Below are 13,933 nucleotides of genomic sequence, written 5' to 3'. Positions count from 1 at the left end.
CCCGGTCAGTACCGGCCGGCCGGGAGCCGGGACACCGCCGTGTCCGCCCCGCTCGCCGGCGCGGGCGCCCGCTTGCTCAGCGCCTCGCCCTCGATGTCCACGTTCGGCAGCACACGGTTCAGCATACGAGGCAGCCACCAGGCCCGGCGGCCGAGGAGCGCCAGGACCGCGGGCACGATCGCCATCCGGACCACGAAGGCGTCGAAGGCGACGGCGGCCGCCAGGCCCACGCCCATCGTCTGGATGGTCGGGCTGCTCATCCCGATGAACCCGGCGAACACGCTGATCATGATGATCGCCGCGGCGGCCACCACCCGGCCGCTGTGCCGGAACCCCTGGACGACCGCCTCGCCGGGGGACGCGCCGTGGACGTAGGTCTCCCGCATCCGGCTGAGGAGGAAGACCTCGTAGTCCATGGCCAGGCCGAACACGATGCCGATGATGAGGATCGGCATCAGCGACATGACGGGGCCGGTCTGCTCGATGCCGAGCAGGTCCGCACCCCAGCCCCACTGGAAGACGGCGACGAGGACGCCGAAGGCGGCGCCGACCGAGAGCAGGAAGCCGAGGGCGGCCTTGAGCGGGACCAGGATCGAGCGGAAGACCACCGTCAGCAGGAGGACCGCCAGGCCGATGACCACGGTCAGATAGGGCAGGAGGGCATCGGACATGGCTTCGGAGATGTCGATGTTCATCGCGGTGGTGCCCGTCACCAGGACGCCCGCGCCGGTGTCGGCCTCGATGCCTGCGGCGGCGTCCCGGAGCGCGTGCACCAGGTCCTTGGTCTCGCCGCTGTTCGGCGCGGTCTCCGGGACCGCGGTGAGGACGGCGGTGTCCCCGGCCTCGTCGAGCACCGGGTCGCCGACGGACGCGACGCCGTCCACCTCCCGTACGGTCGTGGTGACCAGGTCGGTGACGGCCTCGGTGTCCGCGGACTGCGAGGTGTCCACCACCACGGTCAGCGGGCCGTTGAAGCCGGGGCCGAAGCCGTCCGACAGCAGGTCGTAGGCGCGCCGCTGGGTGGTCTCAACCGACTTGGACTCGTCCCCGGGCAGGCCGAGTTCGAGGCTCAGCGCCGGTGCGGCGACGGCACCGAGGCCGAGTCCGGCGACCAGCAGCACGGCCACCGGCCGCCGCAGGACGAACCGCGCCCAGCGGACGCCGAGACCGGGTCGGCCGGCCGCGGCGGGCACCGCGTGCGGGCGCTCTCCGGCCCGCCGGGCGGCCTTGCGGGCGGCCCGGGACAGCACCCGCCGGCCGGCGAAGCCGAACATCGCGGGGACCAGGGTGAGCGCGGCGAGCACGGCGAGGGCCACGGCGCCCGCACCGCCCATGCCCATCCTGGTCAGTTCCGGGATGCCGACGACCCCCAGCCCGACCAGGGCGATGAAGACGGTCGCGCCGGCGAAGACCACGGCGGACCCGGCGGTGCCCACCGCACGGCCCGCGGCCTCCGCCGGCTCGCTGCCGCGGACGAGTTCGTCACGGAACCGGGAGGTGAGGAAGAGCGCGTAGTCGATGCCGACCGCCAGCCCCAGCATCAGCGCCAGGATGGCGACGGTGGACGTCAGGCCCAGCGGCACGGCCAGCGCGGAGACCAGGCCGAAGGCGAGGGCCACCCCCGCGAAGGCGGTCAGCAGGGACAGCCCGGCGGCGACGAGCGAGCCGAGGGCGAGGACCAGCACCACCGCGGCCACCGCCACGCCGAGGATCTCCGTCGTCCCGCCCGGCTCCTCCTCCGCGTCCAGGGCGGAACCGCCGATCTCCACCGTCAGCCCCGCGTCCCTGGCCTGGTCAGCGGCGTCCTCCAGGGCGCTCTTCGTCGGCCCGGTGAGGTCCACGGCACCCGCGGTGTAGGTGATCGTGGAGTAGGCGATGGTGCCGTCCTCGCTGACGTCACCGGACTCGTAGGGGTCGGTGGCCGACGCGACCTGGCCGCCGCCGTCCAGGGAGCCGAGCGCGTCCGCGACGGCCGCCTTGTGCTCCCGCGCGGTCACCCGCTGCCCGTCCGGCGCCTGGAACACCAGACGTGCCTCCGCGCCCTGGGCGTTGTCGTCGGGGAAGCGCTCGTCGAGCAGGTCGAACGCCTTCTGCGATTCGGTGCCGGGCATGGAGAGGTCCTCTTCCTCCCCGGCCGGCGCCACGGCGGCGGCGACCCCGGCCAGCACCAGGGCGACCAGCCACGTGCCGCCCACGAGCCGGCGCCGGCGGAAGGCCCACCGTCCGATCCGGTAGAGAAAAGTCGCCACTTCTCGATCACTCCAGACACCGTTGGGAGGGGGAAGAGCGCGAGATTTCGCGCGCTTCCCACACTCCCGGGCGGCGCCCGGCGGGGCATCGTCCGCCGTGGCCGTCCTCGCCTGGTGCACCCGGACCAGGCACCGCCGTGTCCTGGTGCCTCCGCACCAGGACACGCCCCCGGCCGGGGGCTACCCCGGGCCGTCCCCGCCGCTTTCCCCGCCGCTTGGGAAGTCCTCGACGAAGAAGCTGTCGTGCCGGATGCGGAACTGCTTCAGCTCCTCGCCGCCGCGCCGCGACATCTCCGCCACCCGCTCGAAGTACTCCTCGCGCGGGGCGCCCGGGGAGAAGAGCATGAGGACGCGGACGGGGTCGTCGGTGGTGTTCCTGAAGCCGTGCAGCCCGCCGACGGGCACGTACAGGAAGTCCCCGCCGCGTCCCGTCACCCATCTGTCGCCGTCGTACAGCTCAAGTTCACCGGAGACCACGTAGAAGGACTCCGACATCGTCTTGTGGAAGTGCGTCTTCGCCCCGGGTGAGCGCGGGCCGAGCTGCACGTCGTACAGCCCGAACTCACCGCCCGTCGACTCCTCCGTGGCGAGGTAGCGGGTGAAACCGCCGGGCGAGGTGAGGTCCGGCGGGCTGCCGGCGGGCCGGAACGTCGCGTTCACCTCGCCCCTCCCACCGTGGTAGCGGGGCTCGGGGTAGACGAGGTCCTCCGGGTACGACATCGGTGCGCTCCTTTCGCCGGGGTCCGCCTGCATCGTGTCCCGGGTGCCGCGGGCGCGGCATCCGGCAACCGGCTGATCCCCGGCGGCCGCCGGGCCGGGGCCCGCAGACCTAGGCCCGGCGGTACCGGAACACCGGCGGGGCTAGGCGGGACCCTCGCCGCCGGCGCGGGTGTCGGGGGCGCGGTGCTCTGCGGCGATACCGAAGCGGCGTTCGCCCGTGGCAGATCCGGCGGGGTGGGCGGGGCGGACGCCCGAGACCGTGGTGATCACCTGTTCCTCGGCCGGCGGGTTCTCGAGCTCGTCGAGTTTCTCCAGGTCGGCGGCGGAGACGAGGGCCACGAGGGGCCGGCCGTGGCGCGTGACCACGACCCGCTCGCCGCCGTAGACCACGCGGTTGATCAGGTCGGCCAGCTCTGCACGGGCTTGCGTCACCGGAATTTCGTACGCCATGCTCCCAGCATAACCGGATGTACGTCCTGTACATTTTGCACTGAGGATCATGAAACCGAGAGAGGGAGGTGCCGACGGCCATGGACAGCCCCACGGCGCGCTACGTGCTGCCGGAGTTCACCGAGCGGACGAGCAGCGGGGTGCGCACGCAGGATCCGTACTCGAAGTTGCTGGAGGAGCGGATCGTCTTCCTCGGCACACAGGTCGACGACACATCGGCGAACGACGTGATGGCCCAGCTCATGCATCTGGAGCACGCCGCGCCCGACCAGGACATCTCGCTGTACATCAACTCACCCGGCGGCTCGTTCACGGCGATGACCGCGATCTACGACACGATGCAGTTCGTCACCAGCGACATCGAGACCGTCTGCCTCGGGCAGGCCGGCTCCGCCGCCGCCGTACTGCTGGCCGCCGGGACCCCCGGCAAGCGGTTCGTGCTGCCCGGGGCGCGGGTGCTCATCCACCAGCCGTCGTTCGCGGAGCCGGTGCAGGGGCAGGCGAGCGACCTGGAGATCCATGCGCGCGAGCTGCTGCGCCACCGCGCGCTGCTGGAGGAGCTGCTCGCCAGGCACTCGGGGAATCCCATCGAGCAGATCCGCGAGGACATCGAGCGGGACAAGATCCTCGACGCCGAGCAGGCCATCGCGTACGGGCTGGCCGACCGGATGACCGAGAGCCGCAAGGGCACCAGCACGCCGCGCTACGGGAGGTGACGGACCGTGCTGCCGCCCGAACTGCCTCCTCTGCCCGCGCTCACGCGCGCGGAGGCGGAGGTGATCGACCGCTACCTCGACGCCGTCGACCAGTTGGGCCGGATCAACCCCGCGCGCGGCGCGGACACCTACTCGGGGTTGCGTGCGGCGCAGGCGCTGGTGCGCACCGCGGTCGGGCTGCGCGACGCGCTGGCGCTGATGCACGAGCGGCGCGAGACCCGGATCCACGCCGCGACGATGGCCCGCGCGCTGCGGGTGCTCGACGGGGAGCGGCGCAGCAGGCTGGTGGCGGTGCCGCCGGGGCCGCGGGAGCCCGACGGGGCGCCGTGACGGTCGGGCGCCGGCGGGTGGGACGGGTCCGGATAGGTTGGCCGCGTGACGCCCGCCGCGCTCGAGGAGCGAGCAGCCATGAGTCCGCACTCCGGTGATCCCGTGTCCATGACGACGCTCGCGCACGCAGGCGGCCCGGACGGCGGCCGGCTCGCCGCGCTGCTGTCCGCCGCCGCCCGCGGCTCCTTCCCACCGCCGGACGGTGCGGTCGCCGTGCTCCCGCAGCCGTCGCCGCGGGACGCGGGCGTCATCGCCCTCACCGGCTGCCACGTCGTCTTCGCGGACGCGGATCCGGCGTGGATACGCGGCCTGCTGCCCGCCGGGGACCTGTCCGCCCCGCTCAACCCGCCGTTCCTCGCCGCCCTGACCGCCCGCCTCGGCCGCACGGTGAACAACATCGACGTCCTGATGGTCGCCGATTCCCTGCCCGGCCCGCCGCCGCTGCCGCTCGCGGACGGCGACGACGAGACCCACCCCCGGCTGCGCCGCGCCCTGCGGCACCGCGACGACGTGCGGGCCTGGGCCCTCCCCGGCGCCACCGTGCTCCTCGGCCGCGGCGTCGCCGGGCGCTGGGAGGCCGCCGTCGAGGTGGAGCCGGACGCCCGCGGGCACGGGCTGGGGCGCCGGCTGGCGACGGCGGCCCGGCACCTGGTCCCGCAGGGCGAACCGCTGTGGGCACAGGTGGCGCCGGGCAACGCGGCGAGCGTACGGGCGTTCCTGGCCGCCGGGTTCCGTCCGGTGGGCGCGGAGGCGCTGCTGGTGGTAAACGAGGAGTAGGACGGGCCGATCGGGCAACCGGGAAGGGCATGGACCGAGACCGGAACGAAGACGAGCGCGGCACGGCCGCGCGGGCCGCGCGAGCGGAGGATCCGGAGGCGTTCGGGCCTCACGCGCGCCGCGAGACCGCGCTGGAGCGGGACGACCGCAACTTCGTGGAGTTGCTCCAGGAGCTGCGGGTGACGCAGACGGGCGTACAGATCCTCTTCGCCTTCCTGCTGACCCTCGCGTTCACCGAGCGCTTCACCGATCTGGACGCGGTGCAGCGCGGCACGTACGTGGCGACCCTGCTGCTGGCCGTGGCGGCGGCGGTGCTGCTCACCGCGCCCGCGGCGGTGCACCGGGGGCTGTTCCGGCGCCGGGCGAAGCGGCGCGTCGTCGACGTCTCCTCGCAGTTGGCGGCGGGAGGGCTCGCGGTGCTGGCGTTCGCGCTGTCCGGGGCCGTGCTGCTCGTGGTGGACGTCGTCCTGGGACGCGCGGCGGGGATCGCTGCCGGCGCCTCCGTGCTCGTGTTCACCGCGGGGCTGTGGGCGGCGCTCCCGTGGGGCCTGAGCAGGAGCCTCGCCACGCGTGCGGCGAAGCCGGACGACCGAGGGCGCTGAGCCCGGCGTCAGAGAGTGCCGGGGTCGGTGTTCGCGCCGCAGAGGACGACGGCCACCCGTTCCCCCGCCCGCGGCTTGTACGCGCCCGTGGTCAGCGCCGCCAGCGCCGTGCCCGCGGCGTGCTCGACGACGAGCCGGTGGTCGTCCCACAGCCGCCGCCGGGCCGCCACGATGTCGGCGTCGGCGACGAGCACGGAGGTGGTTCCCGGCCGCCGCGCCCAGGCCAGCGCGTCGCGCGAGGTGCGGGAGGCGCCCAAGGAGTCCGCGGCGACGGAATCGACCGGGACGTCCACGACCTCCCCCGCCGCCAGCGCGGCGTTCAGCGCACGGCAGTTCTCGGGCTCGACGGCGACGACGTGAATCCCCCGGTGCGCGGCGGCGGCGGCCACGCCCGCGTACAGCCCGCCCCCGCCGACAGCGACGACGACGGTGTCGATGCCGCCGGGCACGGCGGCGGCGATCTCCGGCAGCAGCGTCCCGGCCCCCGCGGAGATCAGCGGGTGGTCGTAGGCGTGCGAGGCGAGCGCGCCGGTCTCCGCGGCCATGGCGCGCGAGGCGGCCAGCGCCTCGCCGTACGTACGGCCCGTCAGTCGTACGTCTGCGCCGAGCGCGCGCAGCCGCCCGACCTTGAAGTCCGGCGCGGTGGCGGGAAGGAAGACGTGCGCGGGGACGTCGTGGCGGGCGGCGGCCCAGGCGCAGGCGAGGCCGGCGTTGCCGCCGGAGGCGATGAGCACGCCGGCGTCCGGCATGGCGCCGGCCGCGGCGTGGGCGGCGGTGAAGTTCAGGGCCCCGCGCGCCTTGAAGGAGCCGGTGTGCTGGAGGAACTCGAGCGCGAGCCACACCTCGGCGTCCGGCACCACCCCGGCACCCGCGGGTGCGACGGCAACCGGGCGTGCCCCTCCCGCGATGCGCTGCGCGGCGGCGTGGACGTCCTCGTGGCTGATGGGCTGGTCGGTCATGTCTCCAGGGTGGACCACCCCGGTGCTCCGGCGTGACCGCGGGGTGTGTGCCTCAGGCCACAGGCGCGGGCCGCCAGGGCAGGGTGACCCACACGGTCTTGCCGCCGTCCGCCGTCGGCGTCACGGACAGCCGTCCGCCGGACTCCGCGACCAGGCACCGGACGATGACCATGCCGCGCCCGTTGTCCTGCTGGACGGCGGCGGGAAGCCGGCGCGGCCGGCGGGGGTGGCTGTCGCTCACGCCGACGCGCAACTGCTCCCGTACGAGCACCAGGCGCACGGTGAACGTGGGCGACAGCCCGCGGGTGTGCTGGACGGCATTCGTGGCCAGTTCGGAGACGACGAGGCGGACGGTGTCGGTCTCGTCCGCGTCTTCCGGGAGGCCCCATTTCGCGAGAATGTCAGTGACATATGTACGCGCCTGCGTGACCGAAGCAGCCTCACTCGGCAGCGTGACGGATGCTTCCTGCTGGTCTGCCATTGCGACGCCGTCTCTTTCGCACGACTGTGCCGGACTCCGACGCGTGCCTGGTGAAGTCGAGGACCGCTTCAGGTTGTTGTTCGTGCCACCGTGTCATCGATCGTGCCCGGCGCGCGAGCCCTCCGCCAGGTTATGCATATATCTGTCGCTCGAAGCGGTGAACTGTGCCGCGAGAGACCGTATGTGGGCGGCAGACTGGCCAGTTGTTACGCGTTCGGCTGAGCGGGCCGGGAGGGTCGTCATGCGCAAGGAGCCGGCGGTACGCCGCGCCAAGCTGGGTGCGGAGCTGCGCAGGCTGCGCGGCAGGGCCGGGCTGACCAGCGGCAGGGCCGCGAAGCTGGTCGGCTGGCACCAGTCGAAGATCAGCCGGATAGAGACCGGCACGTCCGCGGCCAAGGCCGCGGACGTCGGCCGGCTGCTGGACGCGTACGGGGTCACCGACCCCGGGCAGCGCACGCTGCTGGAAACACTGGCCACGGCGCCGCACGGGGATCGCGAGGACCGCTGGTGGAGCGAGTACCGCGACCTGCTGCCGGCCGCGTACCGGGACTTCATCAGGCTGGAGGCGGAGGCGTCCGGGGTGCGCACCTTGGAGACGTCGGTGATCCCGGGACTGCTGCAGACCCGGCGATACGCCCGGGCGGTGACCCGGGCGGCCGTCGCCGGCGCCGGAAGGCGGGAGGTGGAGTCGCTGGTGGAGGTGCGGATAGCCCGGCAGGCGGTGCTCCGCGCCACCAGGCCGCTGCGGCTGCACGCGGTGCTCGACGAGGCGGTGCTGCGGCGGCCCGTGGGCGGGCCGGGGGTGATGGCGGAGCAGTTGCGGCACTTGCGGCGGATGGGCATGCTTCCGCACGTACGCGTCCAGATCCTGCCCTTTGCCGCGGGCGAGCATGTGGGGCTCACCGGGCCTTTCGTTATCTTCTCTTATTCGCGCAGTTCTGATCTCGACGTGGTCGTTGTGGACCATTTGATGAGTAGCCTTCACCTGGAAAGGAAAGAAGACTTACGGGCGTATGTGAGCGCCTTTGCTTCGCTGCAGGCGACCGCCCTTTCGTACGAGGAGTCCCTGTCGTTCATAGCCGCGCTCGCCGCGGACGCAAAGGAGGCACCATGACCCCACCGCCTCGGTACGTCTCCTCCAGCACGGCACTCGACGACGTCCGCTGGCGGCGCAGTTCGTACAGTACGGGGGCGAACAACTGCGTCGAGGCCGCCTGTCCCGTGGGACCGGAATCCGCCGGACTGCTGGCCGTGCGGGACTCCACCCATGTGGAGGGGCCGGCGCTGCTGTTCCGGGCCGAGGCGTGGCGCGCCTTCGTCGCGGCGGTCAAGGACGGCGAGTTCACCGGCGGCGTGCGCGTCGCGCACGCCTAGCGCGCCGCCGCCGGGCCCGCGGGCGCGGTGCGCACGACGGTCTCGATCGCGGTCTCCACCTGCTCGTCGGTCAGGTCCGCGCGGGCGGTCAGACGCAGCCGCGAGATGCCGTCGGGCACCGACGGGGGGCGGAAGCAGCCGACCGCCACGCCCGCCTCGCGGCACGCAGCCGCCCACGCCACCGCCGCCTCCGGCGCCGGGGCCCGTGCCGACACCACCGCCGCGTCGGGGCGTACCGCCGTCAGCCCCGCGGCCGTCAGCCCGCCGTGCAGCGCCGCCGCCACCCGCCGGGCCGCCGCGGCGCGCTGTGGCTCGCCGCGCAGCAGGCGCAGCGCGGCGAGCGCGGCGCCGGCGGCGGCGGGGGCGAGGCCGGTGTCGAAGATGAACGTCCGCGCGGTGTTGACCAGATGCCGGATCACCCGCGCCGGGCCCAGCACCGCGCCGCCCTGGCTGCCCAGGGCCTTCGACAGGGTGACGGTGGCGACGACGTCGTCGGCGCCCGCCAGGCCGGCGGCATGCAGCGAGCCGCGCCCGCCCGCCCCGAGTACGCCGAACCCGTGGGCGTCGTCCACCAGCAGTCCGGCCCCGTACGCGCGGCATGCCCCCGCGAGGGCGGGCAGGTCCGCGGCGTCGCCGTCGACGGAGAAGACCCCGTCGGAGACCGCCAGCGACCGCCCGGCGAAGCCGTCGAGCGCCTTGGCCACCGCGTCGGCGTCGGCGTGCGGAACGACGGCGACGTGCGCCCGGGAGAGCCGGCAGCCGTCGATGAGGGAGGCGTGGTTTGCCGCGTCCGAGACCACCAGGGTGCCGCGGTCGCTCAAGGTGGTGACGGCGGCGAGGTTCGCGCCGTAGCCGGAGGAGAAGACAAGCGCGGCCTCGAAGCCGCAGAAGGCGGCGAGTTCGGCCTCCAGCTCCGCGTGCAGTGCGGTGCTGCCGCTGACGAGCCGGGATCCCGTGGCACCCGCGCCCCAGCGGCGGGCCGCGGCTGCGGCGGCGGCGGTGACCTCGGGGTGGCGGGCCAGGCCGAGGTAGTCGTTGCCGCACAGGTCGAGCAGCGGGGCGTCGTGCGCGCGGGGGCGCAGGGTGCGTACGAGACCGGCGCGCCGCCGCTCCTCGGCCTGCGCGTCGATCCAGTCGAAGGCGTGACGGGGCATGCGGTTCCTCGGCTCGGCGGGCTGTTTCTGCACCGTAGTGCGCACGCACGCGCGCCGAGGTGTGGCGATGAGCACAGAACAGGGGGGCGGCCGTTGTGCGATGCCCCATTGGCCCGGATGGGTCCGGTGGGCGAGGATCGGCGCCATGGACCTGCTTTCGACGCTGGTGGACAAAGGGCTGCGCCGCGAGGCGCCCAGCCGTGACGAGGCCCTGGCCGTGCTGCGCACCCCGGACGAGGACGTCCTCGACGTCGTCGCCGCGGCCGGGAAGGTGCGCCGGGAGTTCTTCGGCCGCCGGGTGAAGCTCAACTACCTGGTCAACCTCAAGTCGGGGCTCTGCCCCGAGGACTGCTCGTACTGCTCGCAGCGGCTGGGCTCCGAGGCGGGAATCCTCAGGTACACGTGGCTCAAGGCCGACCAGGCGACCGAGGCCGCGGCGGCCGGCGTGGCGGGCGGCGCCAAGCGGGTCTGCCTGGTCGCCAGCGGTCGCGGGCCCACGGACCGGGATGTCGAGCGGGTCTCGGAGACCATCGCCGCCATCAAGGAGAAGCACGGGCACGTGGAGGTGTGCGCCTGTCTGGGGCTGCTCTCCGACGGACAGGCGGAGCGGCTGAAGTCGGCGGGCGCGGATGCCTACAACCACAACCTCAACACCTCCGAGGCGACGTATGCGGACATCTGCACCACCCACGGCTACGAGGACCGGGTGCAGACCGTGCGGCAGGCGCAGGCGGCCGGGATGTCGGCGTGCTCCGGGCTGATCGCGGGGATGGGCGAGAGCGACGAGGACCTGGTGGACGTGGTCTTCGCGCTGCGCGCGCTGGACCCGGACTCGGTGCCGGTGAACTTCCTCATCCCGTTCGAGGGAACACCCCTCGCCGGCGAGTGGGATCTCACGCCGCAGCGCTGTCTGAAGATCCTCGCCATGGTGCGGTTCGTCTGCCCGGACGTGGAGGTGCGGCTGGCGGCCGGCCGGGAGATCCATCTGCGGACGCTCCAGCCGCTGGCGCTGCACCTGGCCAACTCGGTGTTCCTGGGCGACTACCTGACCAGCGAGGGGCAGGCGGGCAAGGCGGACCTGGAGATGATCGCGGACGCCGGGTTCGAGGTGGAGGAGGCGGGGACGACGACGCTGCCGCCGCACCGGGCGGGCGGCTCCGCTCCGGATGGCCGGCCCGCGCCCGGCGCCGCCGGGCCGGACGAGCCGGTGCAGGAGGCGCGTACGGACCTCGTCGCCGTACGCCGCCGCGGGGCCGGCACGGAACTCCCGCCCAATGCCTGAGCCGTTGCCGCCCCGGCGGCTGCTCGACCTCGACCGCGAGCACGTCTGGCACCCGTACGGGCCCATGCCCGGCCGGCAGGAGCCGCTGGTCGTCGACTCCGCCGCGGGGGTGCGACTGCGGCTGGCCGAACCGGCATGGGGTGTGGACGAGCTGGTCGACGGGATGTCGTCGTGGTGGTCGGCGATCCACGGGTACCGCCACCCGGTGCTCGACGCGGCCGTCCGCGGGCAGGTGGAGCGGATGAGCCACGTGATGTTCGGCGGGCTCACCCACGAGCCGGCGGTACGGCTTGCGGCGCGGCTGGTGGAGGTCACGCCGGAGCCGCTGCGGCACGTGTTCCTCAGCGACTCCGGCTCGGTGTCCGTCGAGGTGGCGGTCAAGATGTGCCTGCAGTACTGGCGTTCGCTCGGCCGTCCGGGCAAGCGCCGGCTGCTGACGTGGCGCGGCGGCTACCACGGGGACACCTGGCAGCCGATGTCCGTCTGCGACCCGGACGGCGGGATGCACGAGCTGTGGTCCGGCGTGCTGCCACGGCAGGTGTTCGCCGGGGTGCCGCCAGCGGGCTTCGACGCGCCGGTGGACGGTGCCTACGAGCGTGAGCTGCGTGATCTCGTGGCGCGGCACGCGGACGAGCTGGCCGCGGTGATCGTGGAGCCGGTCGTGCAGGGCGCCGGCGGCATGCGCTTCACCGCGCCGGACTATCTGCGGGTGCTGCGCGAGGCGTGCGACGCTCACGGCGTACTGCTGGTGTTCGACGAGATCGCCACCGGCTTCGGCCGCACCGGCGCCTTCTTCGCCGCGGACCACGCGGGCGTCACGCCGGATGTGATGTGTGTCGGCAAGGCGCTGACGGGCGGCTATCTGTCGATGGCCGCGACGCTGTGCACCCCGCGGGTGGCCGGCGGCATCTCGGCAGGTGAGGTTCCGGTGCTCGCCCACGGCCCGACGTTCATGGGCAACCCGCTCGCTTCCGCCGTCGCCCTGGCCTCGCTCGACCTGCTCGCCGACGGCGGCTGGCAGCAGGACGTCAAGCGCATCGAGAGCGGGCTGCGGGAAGGGCTGGCGGGGGCGGCGGAGCTGCCGGGGGTGGTGGACGTACGGGTGCTGGGCGCCATCGGCGTCGTACAACTGGACCACGACGTCGACATGGCCGCCGCCACCCGGGCCGCGGTCGGGGCGGGGGTGTGGCTGCGCCCGTTCCGGGACCTGATCTACACCATGCCGCCGTACGTGACAGGGGACGCCGACGTCGCCCGCGTCTGCGCCGCCGTGCGCGCCGCGGCGGCGGCCGGCTGACAGGGGCGGGGTGCGGGGCGATGGGCAGCGTACTCGTGGTCACCGGCACGTCGACCGGCGTGGGCAAGACGGTCGTCACCGCCGCCGTGGCCGCCGCGGCACTGGCGCGGGGCCGCTCGGTGGCCGTGCTCAAACCGGCACAGACGGGCGTGGCGCCCGGTGAGCCCGGGGACGCCGATGAGGCGGCGCGCCTCGCCCCGGGCGTACAGGCCGTGGAGCTGGCCCGCTTCCCCGAGCCGCTGGCGCCCGCGACGGCCGCCCGGCGCGCGGGGCTGCCGCCGCTGACGGCGGCGGACGCGGCGGGGATGGTGGAGAAGCTGGGGCACGACTACGACCTGGTACTCGTGGAGGGCGCGGGCGGGCTGCTGGTGCGGATGGACGACGCGGGCGGCACGCTGGCGGAGGTGGCGCGGCTGGTGGCGGCGCCGGTGCTGGTCGTGGCCGCCGCCGGGCTCGGCACGCTGAACGCCACCGAGCTGACCACGGAAGCACTGCGGCACCGCGGCCTGGCGTGCCCGGGTGCGGTGGTGGGCAGATGGCCGGCGGCGCCGGACCTGGCGGCCCGGTGCAACCTGGCGGACCTGCCGGCCACGGCACGGGTACCGCTGCTGGGCGCGGTGCCCGAGGGCGCCGGCGGGTACGGTCCCGAGGCGTTCGGCGCGGCGGCGCGCGGGTGGCTGGCACCGGCGCTCGGCGGGCACTGGGACGCCCGCGACTTCCGCGCCCGGTACGCCCCCGGCGGGTCCGGAAGTGGAGAATCGCACTGACCCCGTTCCCCAGGAGGCCGGTATGCCGACACCGCCGCGCGCCGCGAAGGACGCCGTGTACCACCCGTACTTCGCGCGCTACTACGCCCGTCTCAGCGTCACCGCCGACGAGCGCGGCGGGGTCGCCGAGCTGCGCAAGGAGCTGCTGTCCGGGCTCTCCGGCCGCGTCGTCGAGATCGGCGCGGGCAACGGGCTGAACTTCGCGCACTACCCGGCCGCCGTCTCCGAGGTGGTCGCGGTCGAGCCGGAGCGTCACCTGCGGCAGCTCGCCGCGGCGGCGGCGCTGCGGGCGCATGTGCCGGTGGACGTGATGCCGGGGACGGCGGAGGCGGTCCCGGTCGAGAGCGGCTCGTATGACGCCGCCGTCGCCTCGCTGGTGCTGTGCTCGGTCGCGGACGTGCCGCGGGCTCTGGACGAGCTGCGCCGGGTGCTGCGGCCGGGGGGCGAGCTGCGGTTCTTCGAGCACGGACGGGCCGGCGGGCGGGTGATGCGGGCGGTACAGCGGGCGGCGGACCGTACGGTGTGGCCGCTGCTGCTCGGCGGCTGCCACTCCGGCCGCGACGTGCTCGGCGAGCTGACCGCCGCGGGGTTCACGCTCGGGACGTACCGGCGGCTGCGGGTGCCGGAGCAGGGACCGCCCACCCCGGCTTCGTACCACGTCCTGGGCACCGCGCTTCGCGGCTGACAGCCCCCTTTCCGGGCACGGGAGAGGACGGTCCTCCCGCGGGAGTAGTCGGTTGTCCACAGGTGCCACCCGGGAGGGATGCGCGGGGTT

Annotated in this window: 16 protein-coding genes; 10 read left to right on the top strand and 6 right to left on the bottom strand. The window is 74.2% G+C overall.

Features of this window, described 5'->3' with window-relative positions; all coding sequences use genetic code 11:
* Nucleotides 1–5: 5 nt before the first annotated feature.
* The 3 genes from I003_RS0102450 to I003_RS0102440 form a co-directional block, all read right to left on the bottom strand.
* Nucleotides 6–2,249, bottom strand: a complete 2,244-nt coding sequence (locus tag I003_RS0102450) for an MMPL family transporter (protein ID WP_027770040.1) — start codon at nucleotides 2,247–2,249, stop codon at nucleotides 6–8.
* Between the two features lie 180 nt (nucleotides 2,250–2,429).
* Nucleotides 2,430–2,969: a cupin domain-containing protein gene (locus I003_RS0102445; RefSeq protein ID WP_027770039.1), complete on the bottom strand. Its 540-nt coding sequence runs from the start codon at nucleotides 2,967–2,969 to the stop codon at nucleotides 2,430–2,432.
* A gap of 141 nt (nucleotides 2,970–3,110) precedes the next feature.
* Nucleotides 3,111–3,419: a type II toxin-antitoxin system Phd/YefM family antitoxin gene (locus tag I003_RS0102440; RefSeq protein WP_027770038.1), complete on the bottom strand. Its 309-nt coding sequence runs from the start codon at nucleotides 3,417–3,419 to the stop codon at nucleotides 3,111–3,113.
* 80 nt (nucleotides 3,420–3,499) lie between these two features.
* On the opposite strand from I003_RS0102440, the gene I003_RS0102435 reads away from it, so the two are divergent.
* From I003_RS0102435 to I003_RS0102420, 4 genes are all read left to right on the top strand, one after another.
* A complete protein-coding gene (locus I003_RS0102435) occupies nucleotides 3,500–4,135 on the top strand; it encodes an ATP-dependent Clp protease proteolytic subunit (protein ID WP_027770037.1) in 636 nt (211 codons plus the stop codon).
* Between the two features lie 6 nt (nucleotides 4,136–4,141).
* Nucleotides 4,142–4,465, top strand: coding sequence for a hypothetical protein (locus tag I003_RS0102430; RefSeq protein WP_027770036.1), 324 nt, complete (start codon nucleotides 4,142–4,144; stop codon nucleotides 4,463–4,465).
* A 102-nt stretch (nucleotides 4,466–4,567) separates the two neighbouring features.
* On the top strand, nucleotides 4,568–5,242 hold the full coding sequence (locus tag I003_RS0102425; protein ID WP_037719889.1) for a GNAT family N-acetyltransferase: 675 nt from the start codon (nucleotides 4,568–4,570) through the stop codon (nucleotides 5,240–5,242).
* 29 nt (nucleotides 5,243–5,271) lie between these two features.
* Nucleotides 5,272–5,844: a DUF6328 family protein gene (locus I003_RS0102420; protein ID WP_027770034.1), complete on the top strand. Its 573-nt coding sequence runs from the start codon at nucleotides 5,272–5,274 to the stop codon at nucleotides 5,842–5,844.
* Nucleotides 5,845–5,852: 8 nt separating this feature from the next.
* Here I003_RS0102420 and I003_RS0102415 read toward each other — a convergent pair whose 3' ends face one another.
* Both I003_RS0102415 and I003_RS0102410 read right to left on the bottom strand, forming a co-directional pair.
* On the bottom strand, nucleotides 5,853–6,803 hold the full coding sequence (locus I003_RS0102415) for a serine/threonine dehydratase (RefSeq protein ID WP_027770033.1): 951 nt from the start codon (nucleotides 6,801–6,803) through the stop codon (nucleotides 5,853–5,855).
* 52 nt (nucleotides 6,804–6,855) lie between these two features.
* Nucleotides 6,856–7,284, bottom strand: a complete 429-nt coding sequence (locus tag I003_RS0102410) for an ATP-binding protein (RefSeq protein ID WP_027770032.1) — start codon at nucleotides 7,282–7,284, stop codon at nucleotides 6,856–6,858.
* A gap of 241 nt (nucleotides 7,285–7,525) precedes the next feature.
* On the opposite strand from I003_RS0102410, the gene I003_RS0102405 reads away from it, so the two are divergent.
* Both I003_RS0102405 and I003_RS0102400 read left to right on the top strand, forming a co-directional pair.
* Nucleotides 7,526–8,398 (top strand): Scr1 family TA system antitoxin-like transcriptional regulator, encoded by an 873-nt coding sequence (locus I003_RS0102405; RefSeq protein ID WP_027770031.1) that lies wholly within the window; start codon nucleotides 7,526–7,528, stop codon nucleotides 8,396–8,398.
* The gene (locus I003_RS0102400; RefSeq protein WP_027770030.1) at nucleotides 8,395–8,658 is read left to right on the top strand and encodes a DUF397 domain-containing protein; all 264 of its coding nucleotides are present in this window, start codon (nucleotides 8,395–8,397) and stop codon (nucleotides 8,656–8,658) included. The genes I003_RS0102405 and I003_RS0102400 overlap by 4 nt, the downstream gene beginning before the upstream one ends.
* Here I003_RS0102400 and I003_RS0102395 read toward each other — a convergent pair.
* Nucleotides 8,655–9,812, bottom strand: coding sequence for an 8-amino-7-oxononanoate synthase (locus I003_RS0102395; RefSeq protein ID WP_027770029.1), 1,158 nt, complete (start codon nucleotides 9,810–9,812; stop codon nucleotides 8,655–8,657). The two genes, I003_RS0102400 and I003_RS0102395, sit on opposite strands and share 4 nt — an antisense overlap.
* A gap of 145 nt (nucleotides 9,813–9,957) precedes the next feature.
* Between I003_RS0102395 and bioB the strand changes: the two genes are divergently transcribed.
* From bioB to I003_RS0102375, 4 genes are read left to right on the top strand one after another with little or no spacing between them, the layout of a single operon-like run.
* A complete protein-coding gene (gene bioB, locus I003_RS0102390; protein ID WP_027770028.1) occupies nucleotides 9,958–11,094 on the top strand; it encodes a biotin synthase BioB in 1,137 nt (378 codons plus the stop codon).
* Entirely contained in the window at nucleotides 11,087–12,391 is a 1,305-nt protein-coding gene (locus tag I003_RS0102385; protein WP_027770027.1) for an adenosylmethionine--8-amino-7-oxononanoate transaminase, read from the top strand. The genes bioB and I003_RS0102385 overlap by 8 nt, the downstream gene beginning before the upstream one ends.
* A gap of 20 nt (nucleotides 12,392–12,411) precedes the next feature.
* Nucleotides 12,412–13,158, top strand: a complete 747-nt coding sequence (bioD, locus tag I003_RS0102380) for a dethiobiotin synthase (RefSeq protein ID WP_027770026.1) — start codon at nucleotides 12,412–12,414, stop codon at nucleotides 13,156–13,158.
* A 22-nt stretch (nucleotides 13,159–13,180) separates the two neighbouring features.
* Complete coding sequence (locus tag I003_RS0102375) at nucleotides 13,181–13,843, top strand: class I SAM-dependent methyltransferase (protein ID WP_027770025.1); 663 nt, start codon at nucleotides 13,181–13,183, stop codon at nucleotides 13,841–13,843.
* Nucleotides 13,844–13,933: the final 90 nt, after the last annotated feature.

Source organism: Streptomyces sp. CNQ329 (assembly GCF_000482585.1).
The sequence above is the reverse complement of the archived record's forward strand: the minus strand, read 5'-3'. Positions and strand labels throughout refer to the sequence as shown.

Bases quoted from the DNA above. Each gene is read 5' to 3' on its own strand.
- I003_RS0102375 (WP_027770025.1), top strand. From the start codon at position 13,181: ATGCCGACACCGCCGCGCGCCGCGAAGGACGCCGTGTACCACCCGTAC.
- I003_RS0102405 (WP_027770031.1), top strand. From the start codon at position 7,526: ATGCGCAAGGAGCCGGCGGTACGCCGCGCCAAGCTGGGTGCGGAGCTG.
- I003_RS0102395 (WP_027770029.1), bottom strand. From the start codon at position 9,812: ATGCCCCGTCACGCCTTCGACTGGATCGACGCGCAGGCCGAGGAGCGG.
- I003_RS0102410 (WP_027770032.1), bottom strand. From the start codon at position 7,284: ATGGCAGACCAGCAGGAAGCATCCGTCACGCTGCCGAGTGAGGCTGCT.
- bioB (WP_027770028.1), top strand. From the start codon at position 9,958: ATGGACCTGCTTTCGACGCTGGTGGACAAAGGGCTGCGCCGCGAGGCG.
- I003_RS0102435 (WP_027770037.1), top strand. From the start codon at position 3,500: ATGGACAGCCCCACGGCGCGCTACGTGCTGCCGGAGTTCACCGAGCGG.
- I003_RS0102385 (WP_027770027.1), top strand. From the start codon at position 11,087: ATGCCTGAGCCGTTGCCGCCCCGGCGGCTGCTCGACCTCGACCGCGAG.
- I003_RS0102415 (WP_027770033.1), bottom strand. From the start codon at position 6,803: ATGACCGACCAGCCCATCAGCCACGAGGACGTCCACGCCGCCGCGCAG.
- bioD (WP_027770026.1), top strand. From the start codon at position 12,412: ATGGGCAGCGTACTCGTGGTCACCGGCACGTCGACCGGCGTGGGCAAG.
- I003_RS0102420 (WP_027770034.1), top strand. From the start codon at position 5,272: ATGGACCGAGACCGGAACGAAGACGAGCGCGGCACGGCCGCGCGGGCC.
- I003_RS0102445 (WP_027770039.1), bottom strand. From the start codon at position 2,969: ATGTCGTACCCGGAGGACCTCGTCTACCCCGAGCCCCGCTACCACGGT.
- I003_RS0102440 (WP_027770038.1), bottom strand. From the start codon at position 3,419: ATGGCGTACGAAATTCCGGTGACGCAAGCCCGTGCAGAGCTGGCCGAC.
- I003_RS0102400 (WP_027770030.1), top strand. From the start codon at position 8,395: ATGACCCCACCGCCTCGGTACGTCTCCTCCAGCACGGCACTCGACGAC.